Origin of the sequence: Rhizobium sp. NZLR1b (assembly GCF_019685155.1) — a bacterium.
Taxonomy (GTDB): Bacteria; Pseudomonadota; Alphaproteobacteria; order Rhizobiales; family Rhizobiaceae; genus Rhizobium.
This window is the reverse complement of the sequence record NZ_JABDWC010000009.1, coordinates 207,222-232,845: the sequence shown is the minus strand read 5'-3', so window position 1 is coordinate 232,845 and position 25,624 is coordinate 207,222. Positions and strand designations below refer to the sequence as shown.

Below are 25,624 nucleotides of genomic sequence, written 5' to 3'. Positions count from 1 at the left end.
TTCAATTTCTTTTGACGGGATGAAATGGCGATGACGGTGCTGACGATCGAGGAAATGGCCGAGACGCTTGCCCCGCGGCAGGCGATTGCCGGCCTCGATCTCGGCACCAAGACGATCGGGCTTTCGATGTCCGATCTCGGGCGGCGTTTCGCCACGCCCCGCACGCTGATCCGGCGCGTTAAGTTCACCATCGATGCCCAGGCGCTGCTGGATTTCGCGGCAGCGGAAAAGGTCGCAGGCTTCGTCATCGGCCTGCCGATGAATATGGACGGATCGGTGGGTCCGCGGGTGCAGGCAACGCGCGCCTTCGTGCGTAACATGGAGCAGAAGACAGCCCTGCCCTTCGTCTATTGGGACGAACGGTTATCGACGGTGGCGGCCGAGAGGACGCTGCTTGAAATGGACGTGTCGCGCGCCAAGCGGGCCGAACGGATCGATTCGGCCGCGGCAAGCTTTATCCTTCAGGGCGCGCTCGACAGGCTTTCCTTGCTGGCAAGGTCGGAAGACGAATTCAGCTGACGCGCCTTCCACCAGGCAATGATCGATTGGCGTTTCCGGAAGCCCATGATGGCGAAGACGACAAGGCTGTCGACTGCGATCGCGCGGGCAACGAGCGGCGGGATGCTCTCCGGCGGAATTCCCAATACCTCGCCATACAGCTGGAACGTCAGGTCATGCACCTGCCGCGTCAACATGAAAATGCCGAAGCTCATGTCGTAATAAGAGAGCCAGTACCATCCGCCCAGAAAGACGATAGGGCCGGCCCAGAAGACCAGAAACCACCTCATGCGGCCTCTCCTCCATGCTTGCGCGAGACGGGCAGATCGAGGGAGACCAACCAGGTCGACAATGCCATGGCGCAAAGCACCAGCGTCGGAATTGCGATATCCAGCGCCAGCACTGCGAAAAACATCATCGCCGTTACGAAAAACAAGGCTTTGGCGATTTTGGTTCCCATGGCGTCAACTCGGGGCTCTACTCATTCCATCTCTGCTCGCCACCACACTGTCGGGTTAACTGCGGCCAGGCAACGTAAACCATTTGTTAAGGTTAACGCGGCAGCCGCCCCTGTGGATAAGACAGGTATTAGCCGTAGACGCCGCGCACGACGCGCTTCAGCGCCATCGCCGCCTTCTCCCAATCCTTTGATGTCTTCAGCGACAGACCGGCGCACTGCCCGCCGGCCGAGGCGGCAAGCACGAGGTGCTGGATCGCAGCGATGACGACGGCGTTGACGGCTGTTGCATCGACGCCCTTCGGCGGCGTCAGCGAGCCGCGCATGCGCTCCAGCCAGAGAGCCAGCGCCTTCGAACGCGCTTCCGACAGCCGCCTCACCTGCTCGGTGTTTTCCGATATTTCCCAGGCGAGGATGCGGCGCATCAGCGGATCGTTTCTCAAGGCGTCGAGAAGGAGAAGCGACAGCCGCTCCATCAGGTCGCCATAGGTGAGCAGGAACATGCCGCCGGCGTCTTCCGGAATGCGATCCTTCACCCATGTGCCAAGATCGGCGCCGATCGCCTCGACCAGTCCGTCGAGACCACCGTAATAGCGATAGATCAACTGCTTGTCGCAACCGGCGCGGCGCGCGACCGCATTGATGCCGAAATTCTGGAAGCCTTCCTCGGCCAGCAGGCCTTTGGCGCCGGCAAGGATTGCCCGCTCGGTGGCGCCGCGATCACGCACGCGTCGTTCCGGCTCGCCGCCGGGCTCGGACGAAATTTCAAATTTTGCCGCTTCATCAAGCACGACCGACCCTTCCCCGCTGTCACCAATCGGTGAGTAGCGGGGCGGCATCATCCGATCAATCCTATCCCCTTGGGAAGACTGTGGATATTCCATCCCGGCCAATGATTTGGGGAGAAAAGGATGCAGAAGACTGCATACCGGAGCGATCGGATCTGCTCAGAAATCTCGTCCGGGCGGTTGATCGCGATGGACGAACCCGGCATAGCTGCATTATGAACAATTCTAATATTCTCCGCTAAGGCCCTGCAATGGTGAACTATATCGAAGCCTCTTCCGCGCCCTCGAAGAATACGGGCGCTATTCGGCTTTACGACGCGCAAGCATTCGAGGGTATGCGTAAGGCGTGCCAGCTGACGGCGCGCTGCCTCGATGCGCTGGCCGACATCGTCAAGCCGGGGCTGGTGACCGATGACATCGACCGCTTCGTCTTCGATTTCGGGATGGATCACGGCGCCCAGCCGGCGACACTGAACTATCGCGGCTACACCAAATCGACCTGCACCTCGATCAACCATGTCGTCTGCCACGGCATTCCGAACGACAAGCCGCTGCGCGAAGGCGATATCGTCAATATCGACGTCACCTTCGTGCTCGACGGCTGGCACGGCGATTCGAGCCGGATGTACCCCGTCGGCACGATCAAGCGCGCATCCGAGCGATTGCTCGAGGTTACTTATGAAGCGCTGATGCGCGGTATTGGTGCCGTCAGACCCGGGGCCCGCACCGGCGCAATCGGCGAGGCGATCCAGACCTATGCCGAGGCCGAGCGCTGTTCGGTGGTGCGCGATTTCTGCGGCCACGGCGTCGGCCGGCTGTTCCACGATTCGCCGAATATCCTGCATTACGGCCGCGCCAACGAGGGGCCCGAGCTGCGCGAAGGCATGATCTTCACCATCGAGCCGATGATCAATCTCGGCCGGCCGCATGTGAAGGTTCTTGCCGACGGCTGGACGGCGGTAACCCGCGACCGGTCGCTTTCGGCGCAGTACGAACATACCGTCGGCGTTACCTCGGGCGGCTGCGAGATCTTCACCCTGTCGCCGGGTGGGCTCGATCGCCCCGGCCTGCCGTCGTTTGCCGGGTGACGATCCGATGGCAAAGCGGCCTGTTGCGACATCTTCCGACGACGAGCTGCCTTTCGAGACGCAGGAGCCCATTGCCGCCGACGAACGCTCGTTCTTCGGCGGACGCTCGCAACAACCGTCCGTGCCGAATGCCAAGGCCGCCCTGCCCGCCTCGCTCGCCGGCCAAGAACATTATCACGGCCATCGCGAGCGGTTGCGTGACCGCTTCCGCGAGCTGGGCGACACCGCGCTTGCCGACTACGAAATCCTCGAACTGCTGCTTTTCCGCCTGATCCCGCGGCGCGACACCAAGCCGATCGCCAAGGCGCTGATCGAACGGTTCGGCTCGCTCTCCGGCGTCTTCGGCGCGCCGGCGGCTTTGCTGACGGAGATAAAGGGCGTCGGCGAAGCAGTGGCGCTCGACCTGAAGCTGATCTCGACGATTGCCCACCGAACCCTGAAGAGCGAGCTCAGGAGCAAGCAGATTCTCTCCTCGTGGTCCTCAGTTATAGAGTACTGCCACGCCGCCATGGCGCACGAGACCCGCGAACAGTTCCGCATCCTCTTCCTCGACAAGCGCAACGTGCTGATTGCCGATGAGGTCCAGGGCCGCGGCACGGTCGACCACACGCCGGTCTATCCGCGCGAGGTGGTGAAACGCGCGCTCGAGCTTTCGGCAACGGCGATGATCCTCGTCCACAACCACCCCTCCGGCGACCCGACGCCGTCACGCGCCGACATCGACATGACGAAGGTGATCATCGAGGCGGCCAAGGCGCTCGATATCACCGTCCACGACCACATCATCATCGGCAAGGACGGCCATGTCAGCCTGAAGGGGCTGAAGCTGATCTGAAAAGCGCAGGGGCGGCTGAATCGGCGGTCGTAAAACAATCTGTAACATTGACCGGCTACCGATAGACGGGCGACATCTTTGCGTCGCAAATGATTCCTTTTCCAATCCGGGGCCAGATGATGCTTCAGTACGATCTCGTTGTGGTGGGTAGCGGTCCTGCAGGGCGCCGCGGCGCGATCCAGGCTGCAAAACTCGGCAAGAAAGTGCTTGTCATTGAGCAGGGCAAACGCGTCGGCGGCGTGTCCGTGCATACCGGCACCATCCCCTCCAAAACGCTGCGCGAGACCGCGCTCAATCTTTCCGGCTGGCGCGAACGCGGCTTCTACGGCCGGTCTTACCGCGTCAAGGAAGAGATCAGTGCAGATGATCTGCGCCGACGCCTGCTGATTACGCTCAACCACGAGGTCGAGGTGCTGGAACACCAGTTCGCCCGCAACCGCGTGCAGCATATTCGCGGCAAGGCGAGCTTCATCAATCCATCGACGCTGCAGGTGATCAAGGATGACGGTGAGATTACCCAGGTCACCGGCGCCAGCGTGCTGCTTGCAGTCGGCACGAAGCCGTTCCGCCCCGATTACATACCCTTCGACGGCAAGACCGTTCTCGACAGCGACGAACTGCTCGATATCCAGGAGCTGCCGCGCTCAATGGTCGTCATCGGCGCCGGCGTCATCGGCATCGAATATGCGACGATCTTCAGTGCGCTCGACACGGCCGTCACCGTGATAGACCCGAAGGCGACGATGCTCGACTTCATCGACAAGGAAATCGTCGAGGATTTCACCTACCAGCTGCGCGACCGCAACATGAAGCTGCTGCTCGGCCAGAAGGCCGACAAGGTGGAGACGCTGGAAGGCGGCAAGGTCGAGCTGACGCTCGACAGCGGACGGCGCCTGACGACCGACATGGTGCTGTTCGCCGCTGGCCGCTTGGGGGCGACCGATGCGCTGAACCTACCAGCCATCGGCCTCGAAGCCGACAGCCGCGGCCGTCTCAAGGTCAATCCGGAAACCTTCCAGACATCGGTTGCCAACGTCTACGCCGCCGGCGACGTCGTCGGCTTTCCGAGCCTTGCCTCGACCTCGATGGAACAGGGCCGCATCGCTGCCCGCGTCGCAATCGGCGCGGTCGCCAAGGAACCGCCGAAATATTTCCCCTACGGTATCTATGCCGTGCCGGAGATTTCCACCTGCGGCCTGACCGAAGAAGAGATGAAGGAGCGCGGCATTCCCTATGAATGCGGCATCGCCCGCTTCCGCGAGACCTCGCGCGGTCATATCATGGGCCTCGACACCGGGCTTTTGAAGCTGATCTTCTCGCTGAAGACGCGGCGCCTGCTCGGCGTGCATATCGTCGGCGAAGGCGCCACCGAGCTGGTGCATATCGGCCAGGCGGTGCTCAATCTCAAAGGCACGGTCGAATATTTCGTCGAAAACACCTTCAACTATCCGACACTCGCCGAAGCCTACAAGATCGCCGGCCTCGACGCCTGGAACCGGATGGGCGACATCAAGTCGGAACTCTGAGGGTCTCTCATAGACGGCGGGCTTTCGTGTAAATCCGGCCGTCAAAACGGAGCCGAACGGCATTGCGCATCATTTCGCTGAATGCATGGGGCGGCAGGCTGCATGAGGCCCTGATCGACTATGTCGCGCAGGCCGATCCGGATGTGCTCTGCCTGCAGGAGGTGCTGCGGGCGCCGGGTGCGGATGACCGATGGTCGATCTATCGGGATGCGGGACTGGAGCTGCCCCAGCGCGCCAATCTGTTTGCAGAGATCAGCGCCGCCCTGCCCGGCCACGACGGCTTCTTCTGCCCGACATCGAGAGGCGAGCTGTTTAACGGCGATACTGCCATTACCGCCGAATTCGGGCTGGCGACCTTCGTGCGCAAATCGTATTCGGTCATTACCCAAGGGCTGGACTTCGTGCATGGCAGTTTTTCCGCCAATGGCTGGGGCGAACATCCGCGGCCACGGAACGCCCATTGCATCCGTCTCTTCAGCCATGAGCGCGCCTCTACCGTGACCATCGCCCACATGCATGGCCTGCGCGATCCCGCAGGCAAGGGCGATACGGCGGCGCGCCAGGAACAGGCCGCAGCGCTGGCGGCGCTCATCGAGCGGATCTGGCCGGGCGACGAAGGGCTCGTCGTCTGCGGTGATTTCAACGTATTGCCTGACAGCGCGACCTTTACGATTCTCGCCAGATTAGGGCTTTCGGATCTCGTCACCGGAAACGGCCTTGCAGACACGCGGACCTCCTACTATCTGAAGCAGGGCCGCTTTGCCGATTACATGCTGGTTACACCGGGGGTGAACATTGTCAAGTTCGAGGTGGTCGAGGCGCCCGAGGTCTCCGACCACCGCGCATTGCTGCTCGATGTCGGGTAGTATATTGAAGAAGTTGCCGTGCGAAACGTTTTGCATGCAACGCGCGTTTTTACGCCTTAGTTTGACCTCTTGAATCGCATTGATACGTCATGCCTGATATATGGCTTCAACACTATTTTGCTCCGGCAAAAGCTTCTGAAGAAAGATAGATACTCTTGTCCCATGTCTTGGAAGCTGCGCGTCGACGTTTTCAGCTGATCCTGATCAAGCCGTCGCATTATGACGATGACGGCTACGTCATCCGCTGGTGGCGGGCGATGATTCCCTCCAATTCGCTCGCGGCGCTCTACGGCATCGCCGCCGAATGTGCCGAGCGTCAGGTGCTCGGGCCCGACACCGCGATCGATATCACCGTGATCGACGAGACCAATACGCGGATCGATGTCGCCGGGCTGCTCGCACAGTTCAAGCGCCACGACAATTTCGGCATGATCTCGCTGGTCGGCGTTCAGACCAATCAGTATCCGCGCGCGCTTGATATCGCCCGGCCGTTCCGCGAGGCCGGCCTGCCGGTTTCCATCGGTGGTTTCCATGTTTCCGGCTGCCTGTCGATGCTGGATGGCCAGGCGGTGGGGCTCGACGCCTGCCGTGACATGGGCATCTCGATGTTCGCCGGTGAAGCCGAAGGGCGGCTGGAGATGGTGCTGCGTGATGCGGCCGCCGGCGAGCTGAAGCCGCTTTACAATTTCATGAACGACCTTCCCGGCATCGGCGGCACGCCGGTTCCGTTCCTGCCGAAGGACAATATCCAGCGCACGCTCGGGCTCAGCACCAGCTTCGATGCCGGACGCGGCTGTCCCTACCAGTGCTCGTTCTGCACCATCATCAACGTGCAGGGACGCAAGTCGCGCTTCCGCTCGGCTGACGACGTCGAAAAGCTGGTGCGGATGAACTGGGCGCAGGGCATCCACAAATTCTTCATCACCGACGACAATTTCGCCCGCAACAAGGATTGGGAGGCGATTTTCGACAGGCTGATCGAACTCAAGGAGCGGGACGGCATTCCGCTCGGCCTGATGATCCAGGTCGACACGCTCTGCCACAAGATTCCCAATTTCATCGAGAAATCCCGGCGCGCTGGCGTTACCCGCGTCTTCATCGGCCTCGAAAACGTCAATCCGGACAATCTGACAGCGGCCAAGAAGAACCAGAACAAGATTACCGAATACCGCAAAATGCTGCTCGCCTGGAAGGCGCAGGGCATCATGACGCTGGCCGGTTATATCCTGGGCTTCCCCGCCGACACGCCGGAATCGATCCGCCGCGACATCGCGATCATCCAGGACGAACTGCCGCTCGACGTCATCGAATTCTTCATCCTGACGCCGCTGCCCGGTTCCGAGGACCATCAGGTGTTGTGGAAGAAGGGCATCGAGATGGATGCGGATCTCAACATCTACGATGTCGAGCACGTCTGCACGGCACATCCGAAGATGAGCAAGCAGGAGTGGGAAGACATCTATCACGAGGCCTGGGCGCTCTATTATTCGCCGAAGCACATGAAGACCCTGCTGCGCCGTGCTGTGGCGACCGGGGTACCGCTCGCAAGGCTCGTCAAGGTTCTCGTCTCCTTCGCAACCACCGTGCCGCTGGAAAATGTGCATCCGTTGCAAAGCGGCTTGCTGCGCCTGAAGACGCCGGCGGAGCGGCGCCCGGACCTGCCGCGCGAAAATCCGCTGGTGTTCTGGCCGCGCTTTGCCTGGGAAACCTTCCGAAAACATGCTTCGCTTGCCGGTACGATCATCGGCCTGACGATTTCGGCATTCCTGATCTCACGGGATGCCAAGTCGAAGACCTATATGGATCAGGCCTTGACGCCGGTCGCCGACGATGAGGAAGAGACACTCAGCCTCTTCACCAAGACCGCTGGCGGCACCGCGGCGGTCAACCATATTCGCAAGGTGGCGGAACTGACCCACGGCCGATCTGCCGCGCATTGACCGGCATCTCTTACAGCGGCGGCTCATACGCTGTCAGCCGGAATCATTGATGACAACGGAGTCGAAGCCTGGAGCTCCGACTTCCGTTACGCTAAGCGACCTGGATTATCTGACTTGTCTCGGCCACTTGCAGTGTGTCGACGAATTCGACGATCTTGACCGGTTTCCCGTCCCTGAAATGGATCTTGTCGACGAATTCCGTATAGAAGCTCGCACCCGATGGGATGTGCCTGACCTCACCCTCGCGATGGGCGAAGACCATATGCTCGTCCTCGTCCACATAGATGCCGACTGTCTTGATATTGGATAGATCCCACACAGTGATGAGTTGCTCTATCACTTGGCGAAAGGCATGCCCGCCGGATTCAGTTGAAAAAGGCGCCAACCGTGTATTGCCGGCCATCCGGAAGGTGCAATCCTCGCCGATCAGCGCCAGCGTGCCCTCGATATCGCCGCGGTCGCGCACAGCGTAGATTTCTTCCACGCATTTCTTCATGTCATGTTTTGCGGTCATTTTCCGGTCCTCCCACCATCAGCGAAATCTGCATCGAATTATACTTTAACGCAACTATCTGTTGCCGGGAATACAACTCGATAGTGGGAGACCTTCGAGACTGAACGGTCCCGGATAATAGAAAAAGGCCCCGCACGATGGCGAGGCCTTGCAGACTTCAGAACTGAAAAGCGATTATTCGGCGCTTTCGTCAGCCGCCTTCTTCTTCGGAGCAGCCTTCTTCTTCGGAGCGGCTTCTTCGCCTTCGCCGGCGTCAGCAGCTTCGGCCTTAGCGGCAGCCTTCTTCTTCGGGGAGGCCTTCTTGGTTTCGGCTTTAGCCTCGCCTTCTTCCTCGGCGAGCAGCTCTTCCTTGGTCACCTTCTTGTCGGTGACGTCGATTTCGGTCAGCAGGTGATCGATGACCTTCTCTTCGAAGATCGGCGCGCGGATCGAAGCGGCGGCACCCGGCTGGCTGCGGAAGAATTCGAGGATCTGCTTTTCCTGGCCCGGATACTGGCGCAGCTGTTCGTATATCGCACGCTGCATTTCGTCTTCGCTGACTTCGACGCCGGCCTTTTCGCCGATTTCGGAGAGAACGAGGCCGAGGCGGACACGACGCTCGGCGAGCGTCTTGTATTCCTCACGTGCCTTCTCTTCGGTGGTGTCTTCGTCCTCGAAGGTCTTGCCGGACTGGGCGAGGTCGTTGTTCACCTGGCTCCAGATGCCGTTGTATTCGGCGTCGACGAGCGAGTTCGGGGTCTCGAACTTGTACATCTCGTCGAGCTGGTCGAGTATCTGGCGCTTCAGCTTCTGGCGGGTCAGCGAGCCGTACTGCGATTCGATCTGGCCGCGAACGATTTCCTTCAGGCGATCGGCGGATTCGATGCCGAGCTTCGAGGCGAGTTCGTCGTTGATCTCGACAGCGGCAGGTGCTGCAACATCCTTGACCGATACGTCGAAGGTCGCTTCCTTGCCGGCGAGGTTCTTGGCCGGATAGTCAGCCGGGAAGGTCACGGTGATGGTCTTCTCGTCGCCAGCCTTGGCGCCGACGAGCTGGTCTTCGAAGCCAGGAATGAAGCGGCCGGAGCCGAGCACCAGTTCGGCGCCCTGGTCGGTGCCGCCTTCGAAGGCTTCGCCGTCGACCTTGCCGACGTAATCCATGGTGATGCGGTCGCCGTTCGCGGCCTTGCCGGTCTTGGTCTCGTAGGCGCGAGCGCTTTCGGCGACCTTCAGGACCTGCTCGTTGACTTCGTCGTCCGAGATGTCGATGACTTCGCGTGTGACCTTGATGCCCTTGACCGACTTCAGTTCGATCGGCGGCAGCACTTCATAGGAGAGCGTGAATTCGAAATCCTGCTCGGCGGCGAGGATCTTGTCAGCTTCATCCTTGTCTTCGGTCATGGCGATTTCCGGCTGCGTGGCCGATTTTTCGCCGCGGCTGGACAGGATGGCGGACGGCTGCTCGCGGACGATCTCGTTGACGAGGTCGGCCATGATCGACTTGCCGTAGACCTTCTTCAGGTGAGCAGCGGGTACCTTGCCCGGACGGAAGCCGTTGATGCGAACCTTGTCCTTCACATCGGCAAGACGCTCATTCATCTTGTCTTGCATGTCCTTGGCCGGGATAACGACCTTGATTTCGCGCTTCAGCCCTTCAGCGAGCGTTTCGATAACCTGCATGTCTTCCTACCTTCATTTCGTGGCGGCCGTGCCCAGACGCCGTTCGTTTCAATGAGCACGACGCCGGCCGAGTGCCGCGCGTGGCTTTTCCCAATTCCTGTATCATTCCGCCCAAGGGGGAACGGCACTCGCGGGCTATTCGGGATAACTCTCGGCTGCCCTGCGGCAACCGATTTTAGTCTCCCGCCTGCAAACAGCTTGGTGCGGGTAGAGAGACTTGAACTCCCACGCCTTGCGGCACCAGAACCTAAATCTGGCGTGTCTACCAATTTCACCATACCCGCGTTCACAAAACCGCATGCTTATGCCTGCACATGAGGCCTTCCGGAGCGCGGCGTCTCTATATCACCCGATTTGGTCGAGGCAAAGGAAAAATGAACGGCAAATGACAGGGATTTACGGCCCGGAAGCCGTCTTCTTCCGAACTGCCGCCGGATCAGTAAAGCGGCTCGTCGTAAACCGGCTTGCCGTCAACGAGAAGACTGCGGATTTGTGCGCCTCCCGCTGGCGAAACGCGCACCGCGATTGCGACATTGCCGTCATTGCGAGCCTCCTCGATCGGCTTGCCCTCGCCTTCGGGAACGTAGTAGCGCTCGATTCCGTATTCGACGCGGATGCTGTCACCCGCGGCCAGTCCGCCACTGTAGAATGGCTGGCTGCGCAGGATCACCATCTCGGGTAGCGGTGGCAGTCCATGAAAGGACGATTCGGTCACCGTCCAGAAACCATCCTCCTGCTTCTTCAACCGGACCCATAAAGTCCGCTCGCCGGGCTCGGTCGGAATACCGCCGGAAACCGTCTGCACCGGCACCGAGGAAATGTCGTAGTTCAAGACGACATAGTCGCCGCGCAGGAAATCGCGCGGATCGACCGGCGCCGTTTTCAGCAGCACCTCGGCGCCATCGGCGAGGATCGACGCCCGGCTCTGGATGATCGTGCCGAGGATAAGGGTCTGCAGGCCGGCGACGACGATCGCCGAAAGCAGATAGCCCTTTCCGGATTGCAGCCTTGCCATGAACGAGCTCATACGCGCTCCCCCTGTGCATTCGCCGAAAAACGCCGCTCGAGACGGATGACGATCCAGGCAACCAGTGCGACCACGAGACCGGAGAACAGGAAGAGGCTCGACGTGCCGAGGATCGAGCCGACCGTGACGGAAGCGAGATAAAGCATTTCGGCGGCAAACGTGGTGTAGGCGAGATAACGCACCGCACCGTTGTCCCTGCCATGCAGGGCAATCGCCAGCACTGAAGCGGCAAGCGTCGCCAGGCCGAGCACCACCAGCCGCCAGCCGTCCTCGATTTCGAAATGCAGCAGCAGCAAGCCGATCGCAGCGACAAGGAAGCTGTAGAAGGCCGGGGCCGCACCGGCGCTCCTGAGCAGGGAGGTAATCCGCGGGAGCGGCAATGCCGTCAGGACGAAGGCCGCCATGCCGCCGATCGCGAAGGCGAGCGCCACGGCGATTTCCTCATAAAGCGTATAGAGCCAGGCAAGCCAACCGATCAAAAGCAGATAGGCCAGATGGCGGGCCCGCTCGGCGCCGGTATACCGCACCAGCCCGATAATGATCACCGCCATAACCGGCGCCATCCAGGGATCGAGTCCTATCCAATGTGTGTCGTGATTCTCGAGATAGACGGCGAAAGACGCCCAGGAGAGGAAGCCGGCGACGACGGCCACTGCGCCCGAACGGAACAGGATCGCGGAAATCGTCGCAATCGCGAACCAGAGATACATCACCGTCTGCTCATCGCCGGAGAGATGATACATCTGCCCGACCAGCGAGATGGCGCCGCCGAAACTCATCGCGCCGATGATCAGCAAGCCGCTTGCCGCCGCTGTCGCACCGCGGGCGAGCATCCGAGCGGCGGCAATATGCACCAACCAGATCAGGGCAAGGATGACGCCGACGCGGACGAGGCGCGGAATAGCCTCCCAGTTGGAGGCGACGACCAGCAGGATGGCGGCTGCAAGCAGTACCGCCGCCAGCGCCATCAGCACCCGCCCGAGGCTGAAGCTTGCCGGGCGGCTGTCATATTCGGCGAGAAGCGCGCCTGCCGTTTCCTGCCCCAGCAGGCCCTTGCCTACCCAGAGTGAGAGATCCCGCTCCAATCTGCCGCGATACATGCTCCACCCTTCATTTCCGCAACGCCGACTGCGGCGCTACGGCTCACGCCGTTATAGACGCAGCACGGGTGTTCGCAAACGCTCTTGCGCAAATATACAACTTCCTCATTGGTCTAACTTGTACCGAGCATTAACCGGCCGCTAACCTCAGAAGTGCTAATATCAGCATATGGACGGAGAGGTATGCGCCGATCGCATATCACTCATGAGTTTATTGCACTGCAAAATAGTCATTAGTCATACTATTTATCGAACCATAGAAGCACGGGGATGGCGCCCCGGCCCGGCTTCAGCCGGACGCCCGCGGATCGCTTGGTCCGTGACGATATTCGCAGCCGCGCACTCCTCCTCCCAGCGCGCTGCGATAGGCTGGCAACACTCCTCCTCCCAGTTGCCGGTCACCATAACGCGCCCGCCGGATCCTCCCCCGGCGGGCGTTTTTGTTCGGCAAAAACTGAATTAAAGCATTGGCGGTCCGAGGATTTCCGCCGTTTGGCGCCGGCCTGCCGCATTGCCGTCACACCGCACCGGCAACGCTGCGGACAGATGGGCAACTTCGATCCGGCGGCGGAATGCGTTCTTATAGCGGATATATGGGCGGAACCGCCGGAAGCAGCGGCGTTTTTGAGCAATGGCACCGGTTCGGTCCTCCAAACGGGATTGCTTTCCTGAAAGCCATTCTGCCTATTCGTTGACCAAAAAACGGAAAATCTGCGTCAAACACCCCTAGAGCATTGCATGCATCGCATAGGTGATCTGAAAACTTGGCTGTTTTAGTCTTTCGCGCCGCAACATATATTCTGGTCATCAAATAGAGGTCAGCGCCGATCGGCGGCTGCTGGCAGATGAAACCCTCAGAAAGGGGCTTAACATGAACTTCTCTCGCTCTTTCAATAACTGGCGCAAGTATCGTCAGACGATCACGGAACTTGGCCGCATGACCAACCGCGAATTGCACGATCTCGGCATCGACCGTTCGGACATTAATCGCGTTGCCCGTGAGGCTTCTTCCCGCTAATCCAGGCGATCCGCTGCTCCTCCCAAGCAGGATCGTTCTGATTGAAACGCCCGCTGTATCCACAGCGGGCGTTTTCGTTTGTCTGCATGCGGCTGCTGCGGCGGTTGCATTGTTTTTCCGCTTTCGTTAGCCCGCTCAAAAAATATCCACCGCCTAATTGACGAGCATCACACTGCACAATTGCATGGCAGACGCCTTTTATTTGCACTGCACAATAGGACGGTTCTCGCCTATATAAACATCAACCGCAGAGAGATAGGCGATCCCGCCATCCAGCGGACATATGTTAGAGGAAAAAGACAATGAACCCGATCCGCATTGCAAGAAGCTGGCTCAGCTACCGCCGTACGCTCAATGAACTCGGCGGCCTTTCGAACCAGACCCTGTCCGATATCGGCGTCAGCCGCTACGACATCCGCAATATCGCATCCCGCTCGTTCCGCTAATAGCCGGCCGTTAATAACGGCCGCTAATAGCGAGCGTGATGCTCCCAAGACGGCGCCCCAGGGCGCCGTTTTTGATTCCGGGGTGTTGGATCGCACCTGCCGACATGATATCAGCCCGGAATGAACACGATCTCCTCCTATTCCCCCATCCATGTCGTCGGCGGCGGGCTTGCCGGTTCGGAAGCCGCTTGGCAGATCGCCAGCTCCGGCATCCCCGTCATCCTGCATGAAATGCGCGGGGTGCGCGGCACGGATGCGCATAAAACCGACGGCCTTGCCGAACTCGTCTGCTCCAATTCCTTCCGCTCCGACGATGCGACCAGCAATGCCGTCGGCGTCATCCATGCCGAGATGCGCATGGCGGGCTCACTGATCATGGCCACTGCCGATGGGCACCAGGTTCCGGCAGGTGGCGCGCTCGCCGTCGATCGCGATGGCTTCTCCGAGGCGGTGACGAGGGCGATCCATGACCACCCGCTGATCACGGTCGTGCGGGAAGAGGTCACCGGCCTGCCGCCAAGGGACTGGGATCTTGCCATCGTCGCCACCGGGCCGCTGACGGCGCCGTCACTCGCAAGCGCCATCCAGGCAGAAACCGGCAAGGATTCGCTCGCCTTCTTCGACGCCATCGCGCCGATCATGTACCGCGAGAGCATCGACATGGATATCTGCTGGTATCAGTCGCGCTACGACAAGGTCGGCCCCGGCGGCACCGGCAAGGATTACATCAATTGCCCGATGGACGAGGCGCAGTACAATGCCTTCGTCGACGCGCTGATATCAGGCGACACGGTCGGTTTCAAAGAATGGGAAGGCACGCCTTATTTCGACGGTTGCCTGCCGATCGAGGTGATGGCCGAACGCGGCCGCGAGACCCTGCGCCACGGGCCAATGAAGCCGATGGGGCTGACGAACGCGCATAACCCGACGGTCAAGGCCTATGCCGTCGTGCAGCTGCGGCAGGACAATGCGCTCGGCACGCTTTACAACATGGTCGGCTTCCAGACGAAGCTGAAATATGGCGCGCAAGCGGAAATTTTTCGGATGATCCCCGGCTTGGAAAATGCGGAATTTGCCCGTCTCGGCGGTCTTCACCGGAACACCTATATCAATTCCCCCACCCTGCTCGACCCGTCGCTGACGCTGAAATCGCGGCCCGGCCTGCGTTTCGCCGGCCAGATCACCGGCTGCGAAGGTTATGTGGAAAGCGCCAGCGTCGGGCTGATGGCCGGCCGTTTCGCCGCCGCCGAACGCAAAGGCGAGGCGATCTCGCTGCCGCCGGCGACGACGGCGCTGGGCTCGCTGCTCGGTCATATCACCGGTGGGCATATCGTCACCGACGAGGAGCCGGGTAAACGATCATTCCAGCCGATGAACATCAATTTCGGGCTGTTTCCGGAGCTCCAGCCGGGTTCGATCGTCAAGCCCGAGGGCGTCAAACGTTTCCGCGGCAAGGACAAGACGATCATGAAACGGCAGTTGATCGCACGCCGCGCGCTTGCAGACTGCGCCGCCTGGCTCGGCTAAAGCACTTCTACTGCTTGTTCGCCGCCGAGATATGGCTCGGCGGCAGGTCCTTATCCGGCTCGGCGATATAGTTGCCGAGCAGCCAGAGCGCCACTTCCGAGGATTCTTTAGCGGAAGCAAATTCGAAATCGCCGTTGTGATGGGGTGCATCGAGGAAGTCGATCACCAGGCCCCTGCCCGTTTGCGAGCTGACGACGCGCACGCGGCCTGGCGCGATCAGATGGCAGGCGAAGTGGCGTGACATATTGCGCATGAAGCCCGCTTTGTTGTCGTGCAGACGCACGAAGATGGCCTGGCCGTTTTCCGTTGCCTGCAACTGGCGGATCGCCTCGGTCGGAAAAGCGCGGCCGAACTCGATGATGGCGAGGCCTGTATCGTGCAGGCCGTCTTCCTTGTTTTGCGCAGCCATGCGCGTTGCCACAAAAGCAAAGAAGATAACGATGGTGAAAAGAACGCACCAGACGATAATGCCCACGCCGAGTCTCCGTTCAATGGGGTAGCGGTTCAAGCCTTCTAACGCGCGAGACTTGCGCGAATTTGACCCGATGTCAGATTTTGCGGCGCGCCGCGGCCAGCCCCATCTGCAACTGGCGGCGCCATTGCGGCGACTGCAGCGGCCGGTCAAATATCAAAGCGCCGCGTTTCTGCGCGTTGACGAGTACCGGTTCGGCAAGGGTCGCCGGCAGAAAGGCCGGAAAGACCGCCGGCGCAATCGGCCCCGCCGCCCGCGCCTTTACCAGATGCTCGCGACCGAGGCCGGCGAAGGCCTCGATGGCGGCTGCGATGCGTGGCCTGTCTTCGCCGGCAAGGAAGGAATCGCGGTCGAGCCCGGTGGCGAAAAGGATCTGCAGCGGAATATAGACCTGACCACGGCGGCGATGCAGCGGCATCAGCAGCAACAGGCCAGCGACAGCCTGGGCGACGCCGGCGTGGCCGGCAGCATTCGCCGATCGTGCGGCCTCCTCAGGCGACAGCACGAGGCTTGCAAGCTGAATGAGGGCTGATGCCGTCTCGCCGGCATAACCTTCGAGTGAAAGACGCGTTTCCATCGGATCATCATAGAGATCGAAGGTGCGGGCCTCGATCATGTCGATCAGCGTCTTGCGCGGAAGGCGATGGGTTTCGATCGCCGCCAGAAGTGCGGCGGCGACGGGATTGGCTGCCGTCGACCCGTGTGCGCTGCCTTCCAGAAGATCCCGCCAATATTGCAGCCGCACCTCGCCGGGCAAAGTCTCGTGCACGAGATCACGGATGCGGGCAAGCTCGGCATTGAAGGCATAGAGAGCTGCAAGCGCGCCGCGCTTTTCCTCCGGCGACAAAAGACAGGCAAGATAACGGTCGCGGTCGCTGTCACGGAGCATCGCCAGGCAGATCTCCTGGTTCGTCGCACTATTGGCTTCAGCCATCGTCAGACCGCGATCAATGCCGCAGCGACGGCGCGCTGCTCGGCGAGCATGATATTGAAGGTGCGTACCGCCGCGCCGGTGCTCATCGGATCGGAGGAGATGCCACGCGATTTCAGCGCCAGTTTCAATTCCTCGGGCAGACGGCGAAGCTCGGTTCCGGTGCCGACAAGCAGAACCTCGATCTCGTCAGCCTCATCGAGCACACGCCGAAAATTTTCAGGCGACAGCGGTTTCGACATATCCATGTCCCAACCGTGAATGCCGGAGGGAAGACAAAGGATCGAGCCGCGATGAGACATATCGGCAAAGCGGAACCCGCCATTGCCGTAGCTATCGATCGGCGCGCGCCCGGGGAAATGCGCGGCGCGGATTTCTATGCCTTTTGCCATGTTTTCAAACCACCGTGCCGGATTTTACACCAACATCCGTCTTGTTGCTCTCTTCCCCGTCGGGAGCCTCCGGGCGTAGCCGAAAGACGATCAACACGGGAGCGGCGATATAGATTGAAGAGAAGGTGCCGAGAGCGACGCCGAAGAGCATCATAAAGGTGAAGGAGCGGATGACATCGCCCCCGAAAAGATAGAGCGCGAGCAAGGCGAGCAGCGTCGTCGCGGCGGTCAGAATGGTGCGCGACAGCGTCTGATTGATCGAAGCATCGATCAGGATCGGCAGCGGCATCTTCCTGTATCGCTTCAGATTCTCGCGCATTCGGTCATAGACCACGACCGTGTCGTTCAGGGAGTAACCGACGATGGTCAGCACCGCGGCAATGCTCGTCAGGTTGAATTCTATGCCGGTAAGGACGAAGAGACCGAGCATGATGATGACATCGTGCAGCGTTGCGACTATGGCGCCGACCGCAAACTGCCATTCGAAGCGGATCCAGATGTAGATGAGGATCGCCGCAAGCGCTGCAAGCACGCCGAGCGTCGCCATCATCGTCAATTCGCCGGAGATGGCGGGGCCGACGACCTCGACGCGGCGAAAGTCATAATCCTCCTGGAGCTCGCCGCGCACCAGCGTCGCCGCGGATTGTTCGGCATTTTCGCCGCCGCCTTGGGACGCGATGCTGATCCGCGCATTCGACGGCCCGCCCGTGCGCTCCACACGCACCTCGCCTAGATTGAGATCGTTGAGGCGTGATTGAAGATCGGCGAGGTCGGCATTGCCCTGCTTCGCCGTCGCCTCGATGAGCGAGCCACCGGTGAAATCGATGCCGAGACGCAGGCCGGCGGTAGCAAAGGCGGCCATGGCAATCAGCGAGATGACCGCTGACGCCGTAAAGACATAACGGCGGATTCCCATGAAACGGATATTGGCGTGTTCGAAGAGATCGGTCAGAACGCTCTTCGGCAGATGCCGGGGATGGCGGCCTTTCAGCCAGCCGGCGACGATCGAGCGCGTCAGCGTGAAGGCCGTGAAGACTGTCGTCAGGATGCCGACCGCCAGCGTCACCGCGAAACCGCGGATGGATTCGCTGCCGAGGTAAAAAAGGATGATCGCGGCGATAAAGATCGTGACATTTGCGTCGACGATCGTTGCGAATGCGCGCGTGAAACCGCGGCCGACGGCCTCTGCGAAGGAATGGGTGGTTTTCTCCTCTTCACGGATGCGCTCGTAGATCAGAACGTTCGAGTCGACCGCCATGCCGACGATGAGCACGATGCCGGCAATCCCGGGCAAGGTGAGCGTCGCGCCGGCAAGGCTCAGCACCGCAACGATGAGAATCAGGTTGAAAAACAGCGAGACGACGGCGATGACGCCGAGAATGCGGTAGAGCGCGATCATCAGTGCTGCGACCAGCACGACGGCGACGAGGCCGGCAACAAGGCCACTGAAGATCGAATCAGCGCCAAATCTTGGGCTGACGCTGCGTTCCTCGACGCTCGTCAGCGTCGCCGGCAGGGCGCCGGCGCGCAGCATGATCGCAAGATCGCGGACGCCATCCTCGGAGAAGTTCGCCGAAATCGCGCCCTCGCCGCCAGTGATCGCCGCATCGATAACCGGTGACGACATCACCTGGTCGTCGAAGACGATGGCAAGGTGCTTGCCGATATTCTGCCCCGTCACCTCCGCCAGCCGCTGCGTGCCTTCGGCATCGAGGCGGTAAGTAATCGAGGTATCCTGCGTCTGTGGATCGACGACAGGCTCGATATCGACCATATTGCTGCCGGAGACGAAAGCCGTGCGGTCGACGAGATATGGGATCGGCGGATCATCAAGCGAATAGAGCACTTGCGATGTCGCGGGCCAACGGCCGTTCAGCGCCTCCTGCCCCGACATGCTTGCATCGATCAGATGAAAGGAAAGCTTGGCCGGCTGGTTGAGCAGGTTTTTCAGCCGTTCCGCATCGACCGATCCCAGCACCTGCACGACGATCCGGTCGGCGCCATCGGGGTGAACAAGGAAATTCGCATGGCCGAATCCAGCGATACGGCGGGCAACGATATCGAGCGATCGAGTCCGGGCGGAAGCGACGTCAGCTGTGATGCCGGCGTCGGAAATCTGCAGCGAGAGCTGTCCCTCCTCGCCCCGCCGCAGCGCCACCTCCGGCCCTAAACTGCCGGCAGTCGCCGTCAAAGGTGTCAGGAGATCAACCGCCTTCTGCGTCTCGGCCGGATCGGTGATGCGGACAGTAACGGTCTGGTCATTGCCGGTCAGCCCGGTATAGCGGATGCCGGCGCCACGCAGCGCATTGCGCACATTGGCGACCGCCTCTTCCAGGCGGTCCTTGACGACATCGGAACGCTCGACCTTCAGAACGATATGCGAGCCGCCCTGCAGATCGAGACCGAGCGTCACGCGGTCGTGACGCAACCAGCCCGGCAGAGCGGAACGCTGCTCCTCGCTCAGCAGATTGGGCGCAGCGATGACGATGGCCGCAAACGCGGCCAGCCAAATCAGAAGTGTTTTCCAGCGGGAAAAATGCAACATTCTCTCGACGATCTTCCGATCCGGCGGTCCTGCCGTTATCGCTCGTTACGCTGCGTCGGCCTTGACGGGTTCACCCTTGACCCGCACTTCAGAGATGCCGCTGCGGACGATGCGTACGCGAACGCCGTCGGCAATCTCGACTTCGACTTCCTTGTCGTCGACGACCTTGGTAACCTTGCCGACAAGACCGCCACCGGTGACGACCTGGTCGCCGCGACGGATCGCCTTCAGGGTCTCGTCACGCTTTTTTGCCTGCGCGCGCTGCGGCCTGATCAGCAGGAAGTACCAGACGACCATCAGCGGCACGAACAGGATGATCATTTCGAAACCGGAGCCACCGAAACCGGTTGCGGTGTCGGTCGCACTCTGGGCGAATGCCGGGGTGATGAACATGCTAAACTCCTCAGGCTTCACGGCGGAACACCGCCTCTTTTTTCAGGTTGCCGGACTATAGTTACGGCTTCGGTGAATGCAACAGAAACAGCCGGAAACAGTACCGATTCCGCTGCCTCATAACCTTTCCGGCGTCAAAACGCCATGCTACCCCGCAGCGAAAGATCAAAGCGGATTGCCGCAGCGAAAAACAGGAGGCCTGCGATGACCGAGGAAATCAACAATGCCCTGCTTGCCGAACTGAAACGGCTCGCCGATGCCCTCCAGCGTCTTGCCGGGCCGGCGCCTGCCCTCAACGACTGGGATGCTGCCGACTGTTTCGTCTGGGCGCCTCTGCGCCAGCATTTGCAGCCTGTGAAGAAGCCGAACCGGGTGGCGTTGAAGCTCATCCGCGGCGTCGATCATGTGCGCGACATTCTGCATGAGAATACGGTGCGTTTCGCCGAGGGTTATGCCGCCAACAATGTGCTGCTGTGGGGCGCACGCGGCATGGGAAAATCCTCGCTGGTCAAAGCCGTGCACGAGGATGTCAGCCGCGAAAGTGGTGTCTCGCTGAAACTGGTCGAAGTCCATCGCGAGGATATCTCCAGCCTTCCCAATCTGCTCGACCTCTTGAAGGACACGTCGTACCGCGTGATCGTCTTCTGCGACGATCTGTCCTTCGATCATGACGATACCGCCTACAAATCGCTGAAGGCAGCACTCGACGGCGGCGTCGAGGGGCGGCCGGACAATGTACTCTTCTATGCCACATCGAACCGGCGCCATCTCCTGCCGCGCCACATGATGGAAAACGAGCAGTCGACGGCGATCAATCCGTCGGAGACGGTGGAAGAGAAGGTTTCGCTGTCCGACCGCTTCGGCCTCTGGCTCGGCTTCCACAAATGCAGCCAGGAAGACTATCTCGGCATGATCGACGGCTATGCCGATCACTTCAAGCTCGGGCTCGAACGCGGCAAGATGCATGCCGAAGCGCTGGAATGGGCAACGACGCGCGGGGCGCGCTCCGGCCGTGTCGCCTGGCAGTATATTCAGGACTTGGCCGGACGCATGCGCGTTCACATCGACCGGGTCTAATTTAGAATGATATGCATTGAATGACAAAAGCCCGGCTGTTGCCGGGCTTTTCTCGTTTCCTGGTACGCTATACCTATTCCAGGAAAGTCATCGGGTTGACCGGGGATGCGTCCTTGCGCACCTCGAAATGGACCTGCGGCTGCTTGACGTCGCCGCTCATGCCGGAGACGGCGACGGTTTGGCCACGCTGGATCTTCTGGCCGCGAGCGACGCTCAAAGTATCGGCATTACCGTAGACGGTGACGGTGCCGTCGTCGTGACGGACGAGAACCGTGTTGCCGAGTTCCTTCAGGCCGTTGCCGGCATAAATGACGACGCCATTTTCGGCGGCCTTGATCGGCGTTCCCTGCGGAACCGAGATGTCGATGCCGTCATTGCGGTTGCCGTTGACGTTAGCGCCGTATGAAGCAATGACCTGACCGCGGACCGGCCAACGGTACTTGCCGATGCCGGTCGATTCCGGTGCGGCGGAGCTGACGTCAGATTTCTTTTCGACATCGTCGACCGTCTGGGTGGCGGCCGGCGCCTTGTAGGGCGCTGGCTGAACGGAGGCCGTCTGCTGGGCCGGCGCTGTCTGAGCCGGCTTCGGATCGACCTTCTCGGGCTGGATCGACGCCGTCTTGATATTGTCGGCAGTGCCGTTCGGGATCTTCAGGGCCTGGCCGATCCGGAGCGAGTTGGCCGAAAGTTTGTTGGCGGCCTTCAGATCGTCGATATTGCTACCGGTCGCCTTGGCGATCTTTGCCAGCGAATCGCCTTGCTTGACCACATAGCTGCCGGCAGGCGCTTTCGGGTCCTTGCCGGCGCCGGCCGGAAGCTTGCCGGTAGAATCGGCGCTCGTCATGGTCTTGTCGCGGGCGGAGTTGGCGCCGGGAATGACGGCGACGTTCTGCTCAGGAGCCTTCACCGGCTCCGGCATCTTGCCGGGCTTGGAGAGATCGGCCGCCTGCGACGCCGCCTTGGCGGCATTGCCGCCATTGAAGGTCGGGATCAGGATCGCCTGGCCGGGCGCAGCGGCGGAAGCCGTCTTCAGGTTGTTGACCCGCAGGATTTCCTTTTCCGGAACACCGAAGCGCCTGGACAGCGTGGCAACGCTTTCACCCGGACGTAGCGTTACAGAAGGGGCATTGGTCCCGGACCAGCCGGAAACCTTCGGCGTCGTGCCCGTCGTCAGAGTATCGGGCGTCAGCTTCGGCGCAGCCGGGGCCACCAATCGATTTTTTTCGGCCTGGGGCGCCGAAGGGAAAGGCTGGGCGAGCGCGACTTCCTTTTCCCGCTGGCGGGAAGGCGCAACAGCCGTCGGCGCAGCAAGCTCGGAACGCTGCACCGAGACCGGTGCGGAAGCCATGCGGGCGCTCGACGTGCGGACCGGATCATAACTGGGGCTCGACGGATAAGGCTGGCTCAGCGCACCATTGCCGCCGCCGTAGCCCGACTGGCTGGCAACGGCGGAGCCGCCGAGATCGGCGCGCGGCACCGGATCGCCCTGAGCACCACCCCTGCGCGGAATGGAACTGGTGGTGATCTGATCCTGCCCTGAGGAGGAAAACAAGCCGCCAAACCGTGTCACATCGGAACTGCAGCCTGTTGCGGCACTCGCCAACAGACCCACAACCAGAAGATTACCGGCCGACTTCCCGAACTTCGGCGAAAGACTGAAACGCATTGACTCGACCCACTGAGAACGCAACCATTTGTGAGTCTATTAAAACGCGTTAGTATTACCACGCGGTTAAGATGCTGGAATCAGTGCGGTATTTTTGAGAAGTTGATAACCATAGCTTACGGGTGAAAAATCGTAGAGCTTACAGCAGCGAGGCAAGGCGCGGAACGATCGGCAGATACGGGGCTTCGAACAGTTCTTCGCGTTCGAACCGGCTGCCGGTTTTCGTCAACCGCACCATGCGGCATTCGGTTTCGGAGATCATCAACGGCGCGATCATCGAGCCGCCGGAAACAAGCTGCTCAGTATAAAAGCGCGGCATCGCATTGAAGGCCGCCGTCACCAGGATGCGGTCGAAGGTGCCCTCTCCCTGCATGCCGGCACTACCGTCGGCGTGGCGGATGATAACGTTGCGCAGGCCAAGCGATTCCATGCGCCGCTGTGCCGCCGATGTCAGCGTCTTGTAGCGGTCGATGGACAGAACACGCTCAGCCATCCTGCCGATGACGGCGGCGGTAAAGCCGCTGCCGGTGCCGATTTCGAGGACGCGCTGTCCTGGTTTGACTTTGAGGTGATGCAGGATGCGGACGACAAAATCGATGCCTTCAAGGAAGGAGCCGCATTCGATCGGTATCGTCCGGCTCGAATAGGCATCATCGGAAAATTGCGGCGGCACAAAGAGCGAGCGCTGCGTCTGCTCGACCGCCGTCAGCAGATCGAGGTCGGAGATGCCTTCGGCACGCAATCTGAGGACGAGCGCCGCAAAGCCCTCTTTCTCGGCCAGTCTTGCCGTCAAACCTGTGCTCCGTATCCCAAGGCCCGCGCCACGCGGTCCGTCACGGAATAATCGGTCAGATCCAGTTTCAAAGGCGTTACCGAAATCTTGTTATGCTTCAGGGCGTGAATATCGGTGCCTTCGATGAAGGCGCCGGCGCGTTCGCCGAACTTCAGCCAGTAATAGGGAAAGCCCCGGCCATCGGAGCGGGCGTCGACCTGCAGGTTGAAGGCGAGCTTGCCCTGCATGGTCACCTCGGCGCCATCGACCTCGTCGGGACGGCAGTTCGGGAAGTTGAGATTGAGAAACGTGCCCTGCGGCAGGTCCAGAACCATCAGCTTTTCCAGAAGGGCCGGCGCATGTGTCTCGCAGACCTCCCAAGGCACGATGCGCGCGCCGTCCTCATAGAGGTAGGCCTGGCTCAGCGCGAAGGAACGCACACCCTGCATCGTGCCTTCGATGGCGCCGGCGATAGTGCCGGAATAGGTTACGTCGTCTGCGACGTTCGAGCCCGAATTGACGCCGGAGAGAACGAGATCGGGCTTGATGTCCATCACCTGCCGGATGCCCATGATGACGCAATCGGTCGGCGTGCCGCGCAAGGCGAAATGCTTGTCGGAAATTTTGCGCAGCCGCAAAGGTTCCGACAGGCTCAACGAATGGGCAAGGCCGCTCTGATCAGTCTCGGGCGCCACGATCCAGACGTCGTCGGACAGCGTGCGGGCGATCCGCTCCAGCGCGGCCAAGCCTTCCGCGTGAATTCCGTCGTCATTCGTCAGCAGGATGCGCATCGCCTTCAGGCCGCCCGTTCGATTTTGGTCAATCCGCCCATATAGGGAAGCAAAACGTCCGGAATCGTGACGGACCCATCTTCGTTCAAATAATTTTCGAGAACGGCGATCAGGCAGCGGCCGACAGCGGTGCCGGAGCCGTTCAGCGTGTGGACGAACCTGTTGCTCTTGTCGTCCTTGTCGCGGTAGCGCGCGTTCATCCGGCGGGCCTGAAAATCGCCACAGACAGAGCAGGAGGAGATTTCGCGGAAGGCGTTCTGTCCCGGCAGCCAAACTTCGAGATCGTAGGTCTTGCGCGAGCCGAAGCCCATGTCGCCGGTGCAAAGCGTCATCGTGCGGAAATGCAGACCTAGGCGCTTCAGAACTTCTTCGGCGCAGGCCGTCATGCGCTCATGCTCGGCGATGGCGTTTTCGGCGTCGGTGATCGAGACGAGTTCGCATTTCCAGAACTGGTGCTGACGCAGCATGCCGCGCGTATCGCGGCCGGCCGAGCCCGCTTCCGAACGGAAGGACGGCGTCAAGGCGGTGAAGCGGAGCGGCAGCTTTTCCTGATCGAGGATTTCCTCGCGCACCAGATTGGTCAGCGTCACTTCGGCTGTCGGAATGAGATAACGACCGTCCGTCGTCTTGAAGAGATCCTCTTCGAACTTCGGCAGGTTGCCGGTGCCGAACAGGGCTTCAGCGCGCACCATTAGCGGCGAGCTGACTTCGGTATAACCGTGCTCACGGGTGTGGAGATCGATCATGAACTGGCCGAGCGCACGCTCGAGCCTGGCGAGCGACCCGGTCAGAACCGTGAAGCGCGAGCCGGAGAGCTTGGCGGCGCGCTCGAAATCCATATAGCCGAGCCCCTCGCCGATTTCGAAGTGCTCCTTCGGCGTATGGTTCCAGCGCGGCTTTTCGCCGACGACGCGGGTGACGACATTGTCGTGCTCGTCCTTGCCGACCGGAACATCGTCGAAAGGTATGTTGGGGATGCGAGAGAGCGCGTCGGCGAGTTCGGCCGTCAGTAGCCGGTCCTCCTCCTCGATCGCCGGCAGCAGGGTCTTCAATTCGGCGACCTCGGCCTTCAGCTTCTCGGCAAGCTCGCCATTCTTCTGGGACAGCGCCGCGCCGATCTCCTTGGAGGCGAGATTGCGGCGAGACAGCAAGTCCTGCGCTTTCTGCACGGCAGAGCGGCGCTTTTCATCGAGGGCGACGAGGCTTTGGGCCAGAGGCTCCGCGCCGCGCTTGGCAAGAGCGGCATTGAGCGCTTCGGGATTCTCACGGATCCATTTGATATCGAGCATCGTCGTT

26 protein-coding genes and 1 tRNA gene are annotated in these 25,624 nt (G+C 60.8%); 10 read left to right on the top strand and 17 right to left on the bottom strand.

The window, feature by feature from the left end; all coding sequences use genetic code 11:
- The first annotated feature begins 30 nt into the window (after nucleotides 1-30).
- Nucleotides 31-519 carry a Holliday junction resolvase RuvX gene (ruvX, locus tag HJB84_RS15955; protein WP_207583990.1) on the top strand — a complete coding sequence of 163 codons (489 nt, stop codon included), beginning with the start codon at nucleotides 31-33 and terminating at the stop codon, nucleotides 517-519.
- On the opposite strand, the gene HJB84_RS15950 is transcribed toward ruvX, so the two are convergent.
- The 3 genes from HJB84_RS15950 to HJB84_RS15940 form a co-directional block, all read right to left on the bottom strand.
- The gene (locus HJB84_RS15950; protein ID WP_207583989.1) at nucleotides 462-788 is read right to left on the bottom strand and encodes a DUF6105 family protein; all 327 of its coding nucleotides are present in this window, start codon (nucleotides 786-788) and stop codon (nucleotides 462-464) included. The genes ruvX and HJB84_RS15950 overlap by 58 nt on opposite strands.
- A complete protein-coding gene (locus HJB84_RS15945; RefSeq protein WP_207583988.1) occupies nucleotides 785-958 on the bottom strand; it encodes a hypothetical protein in 174 nt (57 codons plus the stop codon). The genes HJB84_RS15950 and HJB84_RS15945 overlap by 4 nt, the downstream gene beginning before the upstream one ends.
- Before the next feature lie 128 nt (nucleotides 959-1,086).
- The gene (locus HJB84_RS15940; protein ID WP_207584299.1) at nucleotides 1,087-1,746 is read right to left on the bottom strand and encodes a TetR/AcrR family transcriptional regulator; all 660 of its coding nucleotides are present in this window, start codon (nucleotides 1,744-1,746) and stop codon (nucleotides 1,087-1,089) included.
- Nucleotides 1,747-1,994: 248 nt separating this feature from the next.
- On the opposite strand from HJB84_RS15940, the gene map reads away from it, so the two are divergent.
- From map to HJB84_RS15915, 5 genes are all read left to right on the top strand, one after another.
- On the top strand, nucleotides 1,995-2,831 hold the full coding sequence (gene map, locus HJB84_RS15935) for a type I methionyl aminopeptidase (RefSeq protein WP_207583987.1): 837 nt from the start codon (nucleotides 1,995-1,997) through the stop codon (nucleotides 2,829-2,831).
- Between the two features lie 7 nt (nucleotides 2,832-2,838).
- Nucleotides 2,839-3,666 carry a DNA repair protein RadC gene (radC, locus tag HJB84_RS15930; RefSeq protein ID WP_207583986.1) on the top strand — a complete coding sequence of 276 codons (828 nt, stop codon included), beginning with the start codon at nucleotides 2,839-2,841 and terminating at the stop codon, nucleotides 3,664-3,666.
- Between the two features lie 119 nt (nucleotides 3,667-3,785).
- Nucleotides 3,786-5,192, top strand: a complete 1,407-nt coding sequence (sthA, locus tag HJB84_RS15925; protein ID WP_207583985.1) for a Si-specific NAD(P)(+) transhydrogenase — start codon at nucleotides 3,786-3,788, stop codon at nucleotides 5,190-5,192.
- Between the two features lie 62 nt (nucleotides 5,193-5,254).
- On the top strand, nucleotides 5,255-6,058 hold the full coding sequence (locus tag HJB84_RS15920) for an endonuclease/exonuclease/phosphatase family protein (RefSeq protein WP_207583984.1): 804 nt from the start codon (nucleotides 5,255-5,257) through the stop codon (nucleotides 6,056-6,058).
- Between the two features lie 155 nt (nucleotides 6,059-6,213).
- Nucleotides 6,214-7,998, top strand: a complete 1,785-nt coding sequence (locus HJB84_RS15915; protein ID WP_207583983.1) for a radical SAM protein — start codon at nucleotides 6,214-6,216, stop codon at nucleotides 7,996-7,998.
- A gap of 91 nt (nucleotides 7,999-8,089) precedes the next feature.
- On the opposite strand, the gene HJB84_RS15910 is transcribed toward HJB84_RS15915, so the two are convergent.
- From HJB84_RS15910 to HJB84_RS15890, 5 genes are all read right to left on the bottom strand, one after another.
- A complete protein-coding gene (locus HJB84_RS15910; protein WP_207583982.1) occupies nucleotides 8,090-8,512 on the bottom strand; it encodes a nuclear transport factor 2 family protein in 423 nt (140 codons plus the stop codon).
- 174 nt (nucleotides 8,513-8,686) lie between these two features.
- Nucleotides 8,687-10,171, bottom strand: a complete 1,485-nt coding sequence (gene tig, locus HJB84_RS15905) for a trigger factor (RefSeq protein ID WP_221116328.1) — start codon at nucleotides 10,169-10,171, stop codon at nucleotides 8,687-8,689.
- 199 nt (nucleotides 10,172-10,370) lie between these two features.
- Nucleotides 10,371-10,455: transfer RNA gene (locus HJB84_RS15900), tRNA-Leu, on the bottom strand.
- A gap of 152 nt (nucleotides 10,456-10,607) precedes the next feature.
- Nucleotides 10,608-11,198: a GDYXXLXY domain-containing protein gene (locus tag HJB84_RS15895; RefSeq protein ID WP_221116327.1), complete on the bottom strand. Its 591-nt coding sequence runs from the start codon at nucleotides 11,196-11,198 to the stop codon at nucleotides 10,608-10,610.
- On the bottom strand, nucleotides 11,195-12,298 hold the full coding sequence (locus HJB84_RS15890; protein ID WP_221116326.1) for a DUF2157 domain-containing protein: 1,104 nt from the start codon (nucleotides 12,296-12,298) through the stop codon (nucleotides 11,195-11,197). The genes HJB84_RS15895 and HJB84_RS15890 overlap by 4 nt, the downstream gene beginning before the upstream one ends.
- 871 nt (nucleotides 12,299-13,169) lie before the next feature.
- Here HJB84_RS15890 and HJB84_RS15885 point away from each other — a divergent pair.
- The 3 genes from HJB84_RS15885 (at nucleotide 13,170) to trmFO (ending at nucleotide 15,289) form a co-directional block, all read left to right on the top strand.
- Nucleotides 13,170-13,316: a DUF1127 domain-containing protein gene (locus tag HJB84_RS15885; protein WP_007628510.1), complete on the top strand. Its 147-nt coding sequence runs from the start codon at nucleotides 13,170-13,172 to the stop codon at nucleotides 13,314-13,316.
- Between the two features lie 302 nt (nucleotides 13,317-13,618).
- Entirely contained in the window at nucleotides 13,619-13,762 is a 144-nt protein-coding gene (locus tag HJB84_RS34105; protein ID WP_003539017.1) for a DUF1127 domain-containing protein, read from the top strand.
- Between the two features lie 120 nt (nucleotides 13,763-13,882).
- Nucleotides 13,883-15,289 carry a methylenetetrahydrofolate--tRNA-(uracil(54)-C(5))-methyltransferase (FADH(2)-oxidizing) TrmFO gene (trmFO, locus tag HJB84_RS15875; protein WP_221116325.1) on the top strand — a complete coding sequence of 469 codons (1,407 nt, stop codon included), beginning with the start codon at nucleotides 13,883-13,885 and terminating at the stop codon, nucleotides 15,287-15,289.
- Nucleotides 15,290-15,296: 7 nt separating this feature from the next.
- On the opposite strand, the gene HJB84_RS15870 is transcribed toward trmFO, so the two are convergent.
- The 5 genes from HJB84_RS15870 to yajC form a co-directional block, all read right to left on the bottom strand.
- On the bottom strand, nucleotides 15,297-15,764 hold the full coding sequence (locus HJB84_RS15870) for a hypothetical protein (protein ID WP_221116324.1): 468 nt from the start codon (nucleotides 15,762-15,764) through the stop codon (nucleotides 15,297-15,299).
- A gap of 73 nt (nucleotides 15,765-15,837) precedes the next feature.
- Complete coding sequence (locus tag HJB84_RS15865) at nucleotides 15,838-16,695, bottom strand: phytoene/squalene synthase family protein (protein WP_207583976.1); 858 nt, start codon at nucleotides 16,693-16,695, stop codon at nucleotides 15,838-15,840.
- Nucleotides 16,696-16,697: 2 nt separating this feature from the next.
- The gene (locus HJB84_RS15860; protein ID WP_207583975.1) at nucleotides 16,698-17,084 is read right to left on the bottom strand and encodes an Mth938-like domain-containing protein; all 387 of its coding nucleotides are present in this window, start codon (nucleotides 17,082-17,084) and stop codon (nucleotides 16,698-16,700) included.
- A 4-nt stretch (nucleotides 17,085-17,088) separates the two neighbouring features.
- Nucleotides 17,089-19,629 (bottom strand): protein translocase subunit SecDF, encoded by a 2,541-nt coding sequence (gene secDF, locus HJB84_RS15855; RefSeq protein WP_221116323.1) that lies wholly within the window; start codon nucleotides 19,627-19,629, stop codon nucleotides 17,089-17,091.
- 45 nt (nucleotides 19,630-19,674) lie between these two features.
- Nucleotides 19,675-20,022, bottom strand: a complete 348-nt coding sequence (gene yajC / locus HJB84_RS15850) for a preprotein translocase subunit YajC (protein ID WP_007628493.1) — start codon at nucleotides 20,020-20,022, stop codon at nucleotides 19,675-19,677.
- Nucleotides 20,023-20,226: 204 nt separating this feature from the next.
- Between yajC and HJB84_RS15845 the strand changes: the two genes are divergently transcribed.
- Nucleotides 20,227-21,099: an ATP-binding protein gene (locus HJB84_RS15845; protein WP_207583973.1), complete on the top strand. Its 873-nt coding sequence runs from the start codon at nucleotides 20,227-20,229 to the stop codon at nucleotides 21,097-21,099.
- 73 nt (nucleotides 21,100-21,172) lie between these two features.
- Here HJB84_RS15845 and HJB84_RS15840 read toward each other — a convergent pair whose 3' ends face one another.
- From HJB84_RS15840 to serS, 4 genes are all read right to left on the bottom strand, one after another.
- Complete coding sequence (locus HJB84_RS15840; protein ID WP_221116322.1) at nucleotides 21,173-22,765, bottom strand: peptidoglycan DD-metalloendopeptidase family protein; 1,593 nt, start codon at nucleotides 22,763-22,765, stop codon at nucleotides 21,173-21,175.
- Nucleotides 22,766-22,904: 139 nt separating this feature from the next.
- The gene (locus HJB84_RS15835) at nucleotides 22,905-23,558 is read right to left on the bottom strand and encodes a protein-L-isoaspartate(D-aspartate) O-methyltransferase (RefSeq protein ID WP_221116321.1); all 654 of its coding nucleotides are present in this window, start codon (nucleotides 23,556-23,558) and stop codon (nucleotides 22,905-22,907) included.
- The gene (gene surE, locus HJB84_RS15830; RefSeq protein ID WP_209885034.1) at nucleotides 23,555-24,328 is read right to left on the bottom strand and encodes a 5'/3'-nucleotidase SurE; all 774 of its coding nucleotides are present in this window, start codon (nucleotides 24,326-24,328) and stop codon (nucleotides 23,555-23,557) included. Before surE ends, HJB84_RS15835 begins: the two co-directional genes overlap by 4 nt.
- Before the next feature lie 5 nt (nucleotides 24,329-24,333).
- On the bottom strand, nucleotides 24,334-25,617 hold the full coding sequence (serS, locus tag HJB84_RS15825; RefSeq protein WP_207583970.1) for a serine--tRNA ligase: 1,284 nt from the start codon (nucleotides 25,615-25,617) through the stop codon (nucleotides 24,334-24,336).
- Between the last annotated feature and the right edge of the window lie 7 nt (nucleotides 25,618-25,624).

What these genes read in the sequence shown, in the direction of transcription:
- surE (WP_209885034.1), bottom strand. Translation starts at nt 24,328, where the DNA reads ATGCGCATCCTGCTGACGAATGACGACGGAATTCACGCGGAAGGCTTG.
- serS (WP_207583970.1), bottom strand. Translation starts at nt 25,617, where the DNA reads ATGCTCGATATCAAATGGATCCGTGAGAATCCCGAAGCGCTCAATGCC.
- HJB84_RS15895 (WP_221116327.1), bottom strand. Translation starts at nt 11,198, where the DNA reads ATGAGCTCGTTCATGGCAAGGCTGCAATCCGGAAAGGGCTATCTGCTT.
- HJB84_RS15885 (WP_007628510.1), top strand. Translation starts at nt 13,170, where the DNA reads ATGAACTTCTCTCGCTCTTTCAATAACTGGCGCAAGTATCGTCAGACG.
- HJB84_RS15945 (WP_207583988.1), bottom strand. Translation starts at nt 958, where the DNA reads ATGGGAACCAAAATCGCCAAAGCCTTGTTTTTCGTAACGGCGATGATG.
- yajC (WP_007628493.1), bottom strand. Translation starts at nt 20,022, where the DNA reads ATGTTCATCACCCCGGCATTCGCCCAGAGTGCGACCGACACCGCAACC.
- map (WP_207583987.1), top strand. Translation starts at nt 1,995, where the DNA reads ATGGTGAACTATATCGAAGCCTCTTCCGCGCCCTCGAAGAATACGGGC.
- trmFO (WP_221116325.1), top strand. Translation starts at nt 13,883, where the DNA reads ATGAACACGATCTCCTCCTATTCCCCCATCCATGTCGTCGGCGGCGGG.
- HJB84_RS15860 (WP_207583975.1), bottom strand. Translation starts at nt 17,084, where the DNA reads ATGGCAAAAGGCATAGAAATCCGCGCCGCGCATTTCCCCGGGCGCGCG.
- HJB84_RS15845 (WP_207583973.1), top strand. Translation starts at nt 20,227, where the DNA reads ATGACCGAGGAAATCAACAATGCCCTGCTTGCCGAACTGAAACGGCTC.
- HJB84_RS34105 (WP_003539017.1), top strand. Translation starts at nt 13,619, where the DNA reads ATGAACCCGATCCGCATTGCAAGAAGCTGGCTCAGCTACCGCCGTACG.
- sthA (WP_207583985.1), top strand. Translation starts at nt 3,786, where the DNA reads ATGCTTCAGTACGATCTCGTTGTGGTGGGTAGCGGTCCTGCAGGGCGC.
- HJB84_RS15950 (WP_207583989.1), bottom strand. Translation starts at nt 788, where the DNA reads ATGAGGTGGTTTCTGGTCTTCTGGGCCGGCCCTATCGTCTTTCTGGGC.
- HJB84_RS15865 (WP_207583976.1), bottom strand. Translation starts at nt 16,695, where the DNA reads ATGGCTGAAGCCAATAGTGCGACGAACCAGGAGATCTGCCTGGCGATG.
- HJB84_RS15910 (WP_207583982.1), bottom strand. Translation starts at nt 8,512, where the DNA reads ATGACCGCAAAACATGACATGAAGAAATGCGTGGAAGAAATCTACGCT.
- HJB84_RS15890 (WP_221116326.1), bottom strand. Translation starts at nt 12,298, where the DNA reads ATGTATCGCGGCAGATTGGAGCGGGATCTCTCACTCTGGGTAGGCAAG.
- secDF (WP_221116323.1), bottom strand. Translation starts at nt 19,629, where the DNA reads ATGTTGCATTTTTCCCGCTGGAAAACACTTCTGATTTGGCTGGCCGCG.
- tig (WP_221116328.1), bottom strand. Translation starts at nt 10,171, where the DNA reads ATGCAGGTTATCGAAACGCTCGCTGAAGGGCTGAAGCGCGAAATCAAG.
- ruvX (WP_207583990.1), top strand. Translation starts at nt 31, where the DNA reads ATGACGGTGCTGACGATCGAGGAAATGGCCGAGACGCTTGCCCCGCGG.
- radC (WP_207583986.1), top strand. Translation starts at nt 2,839, where the DNA reads ATGGCAAAGCGGCCTGTTGCGACATCTTCCGACGACGAGCTGCCTTTC.
- HJB84_RS15840 (WP_221116322.1), bottom strand. Translation starts at nt 22,765, where the DNA reads ATGCGTTTCAGTCTTTCGCCGAAGTTCGGGAAGTCGGCCGGTAATCTT.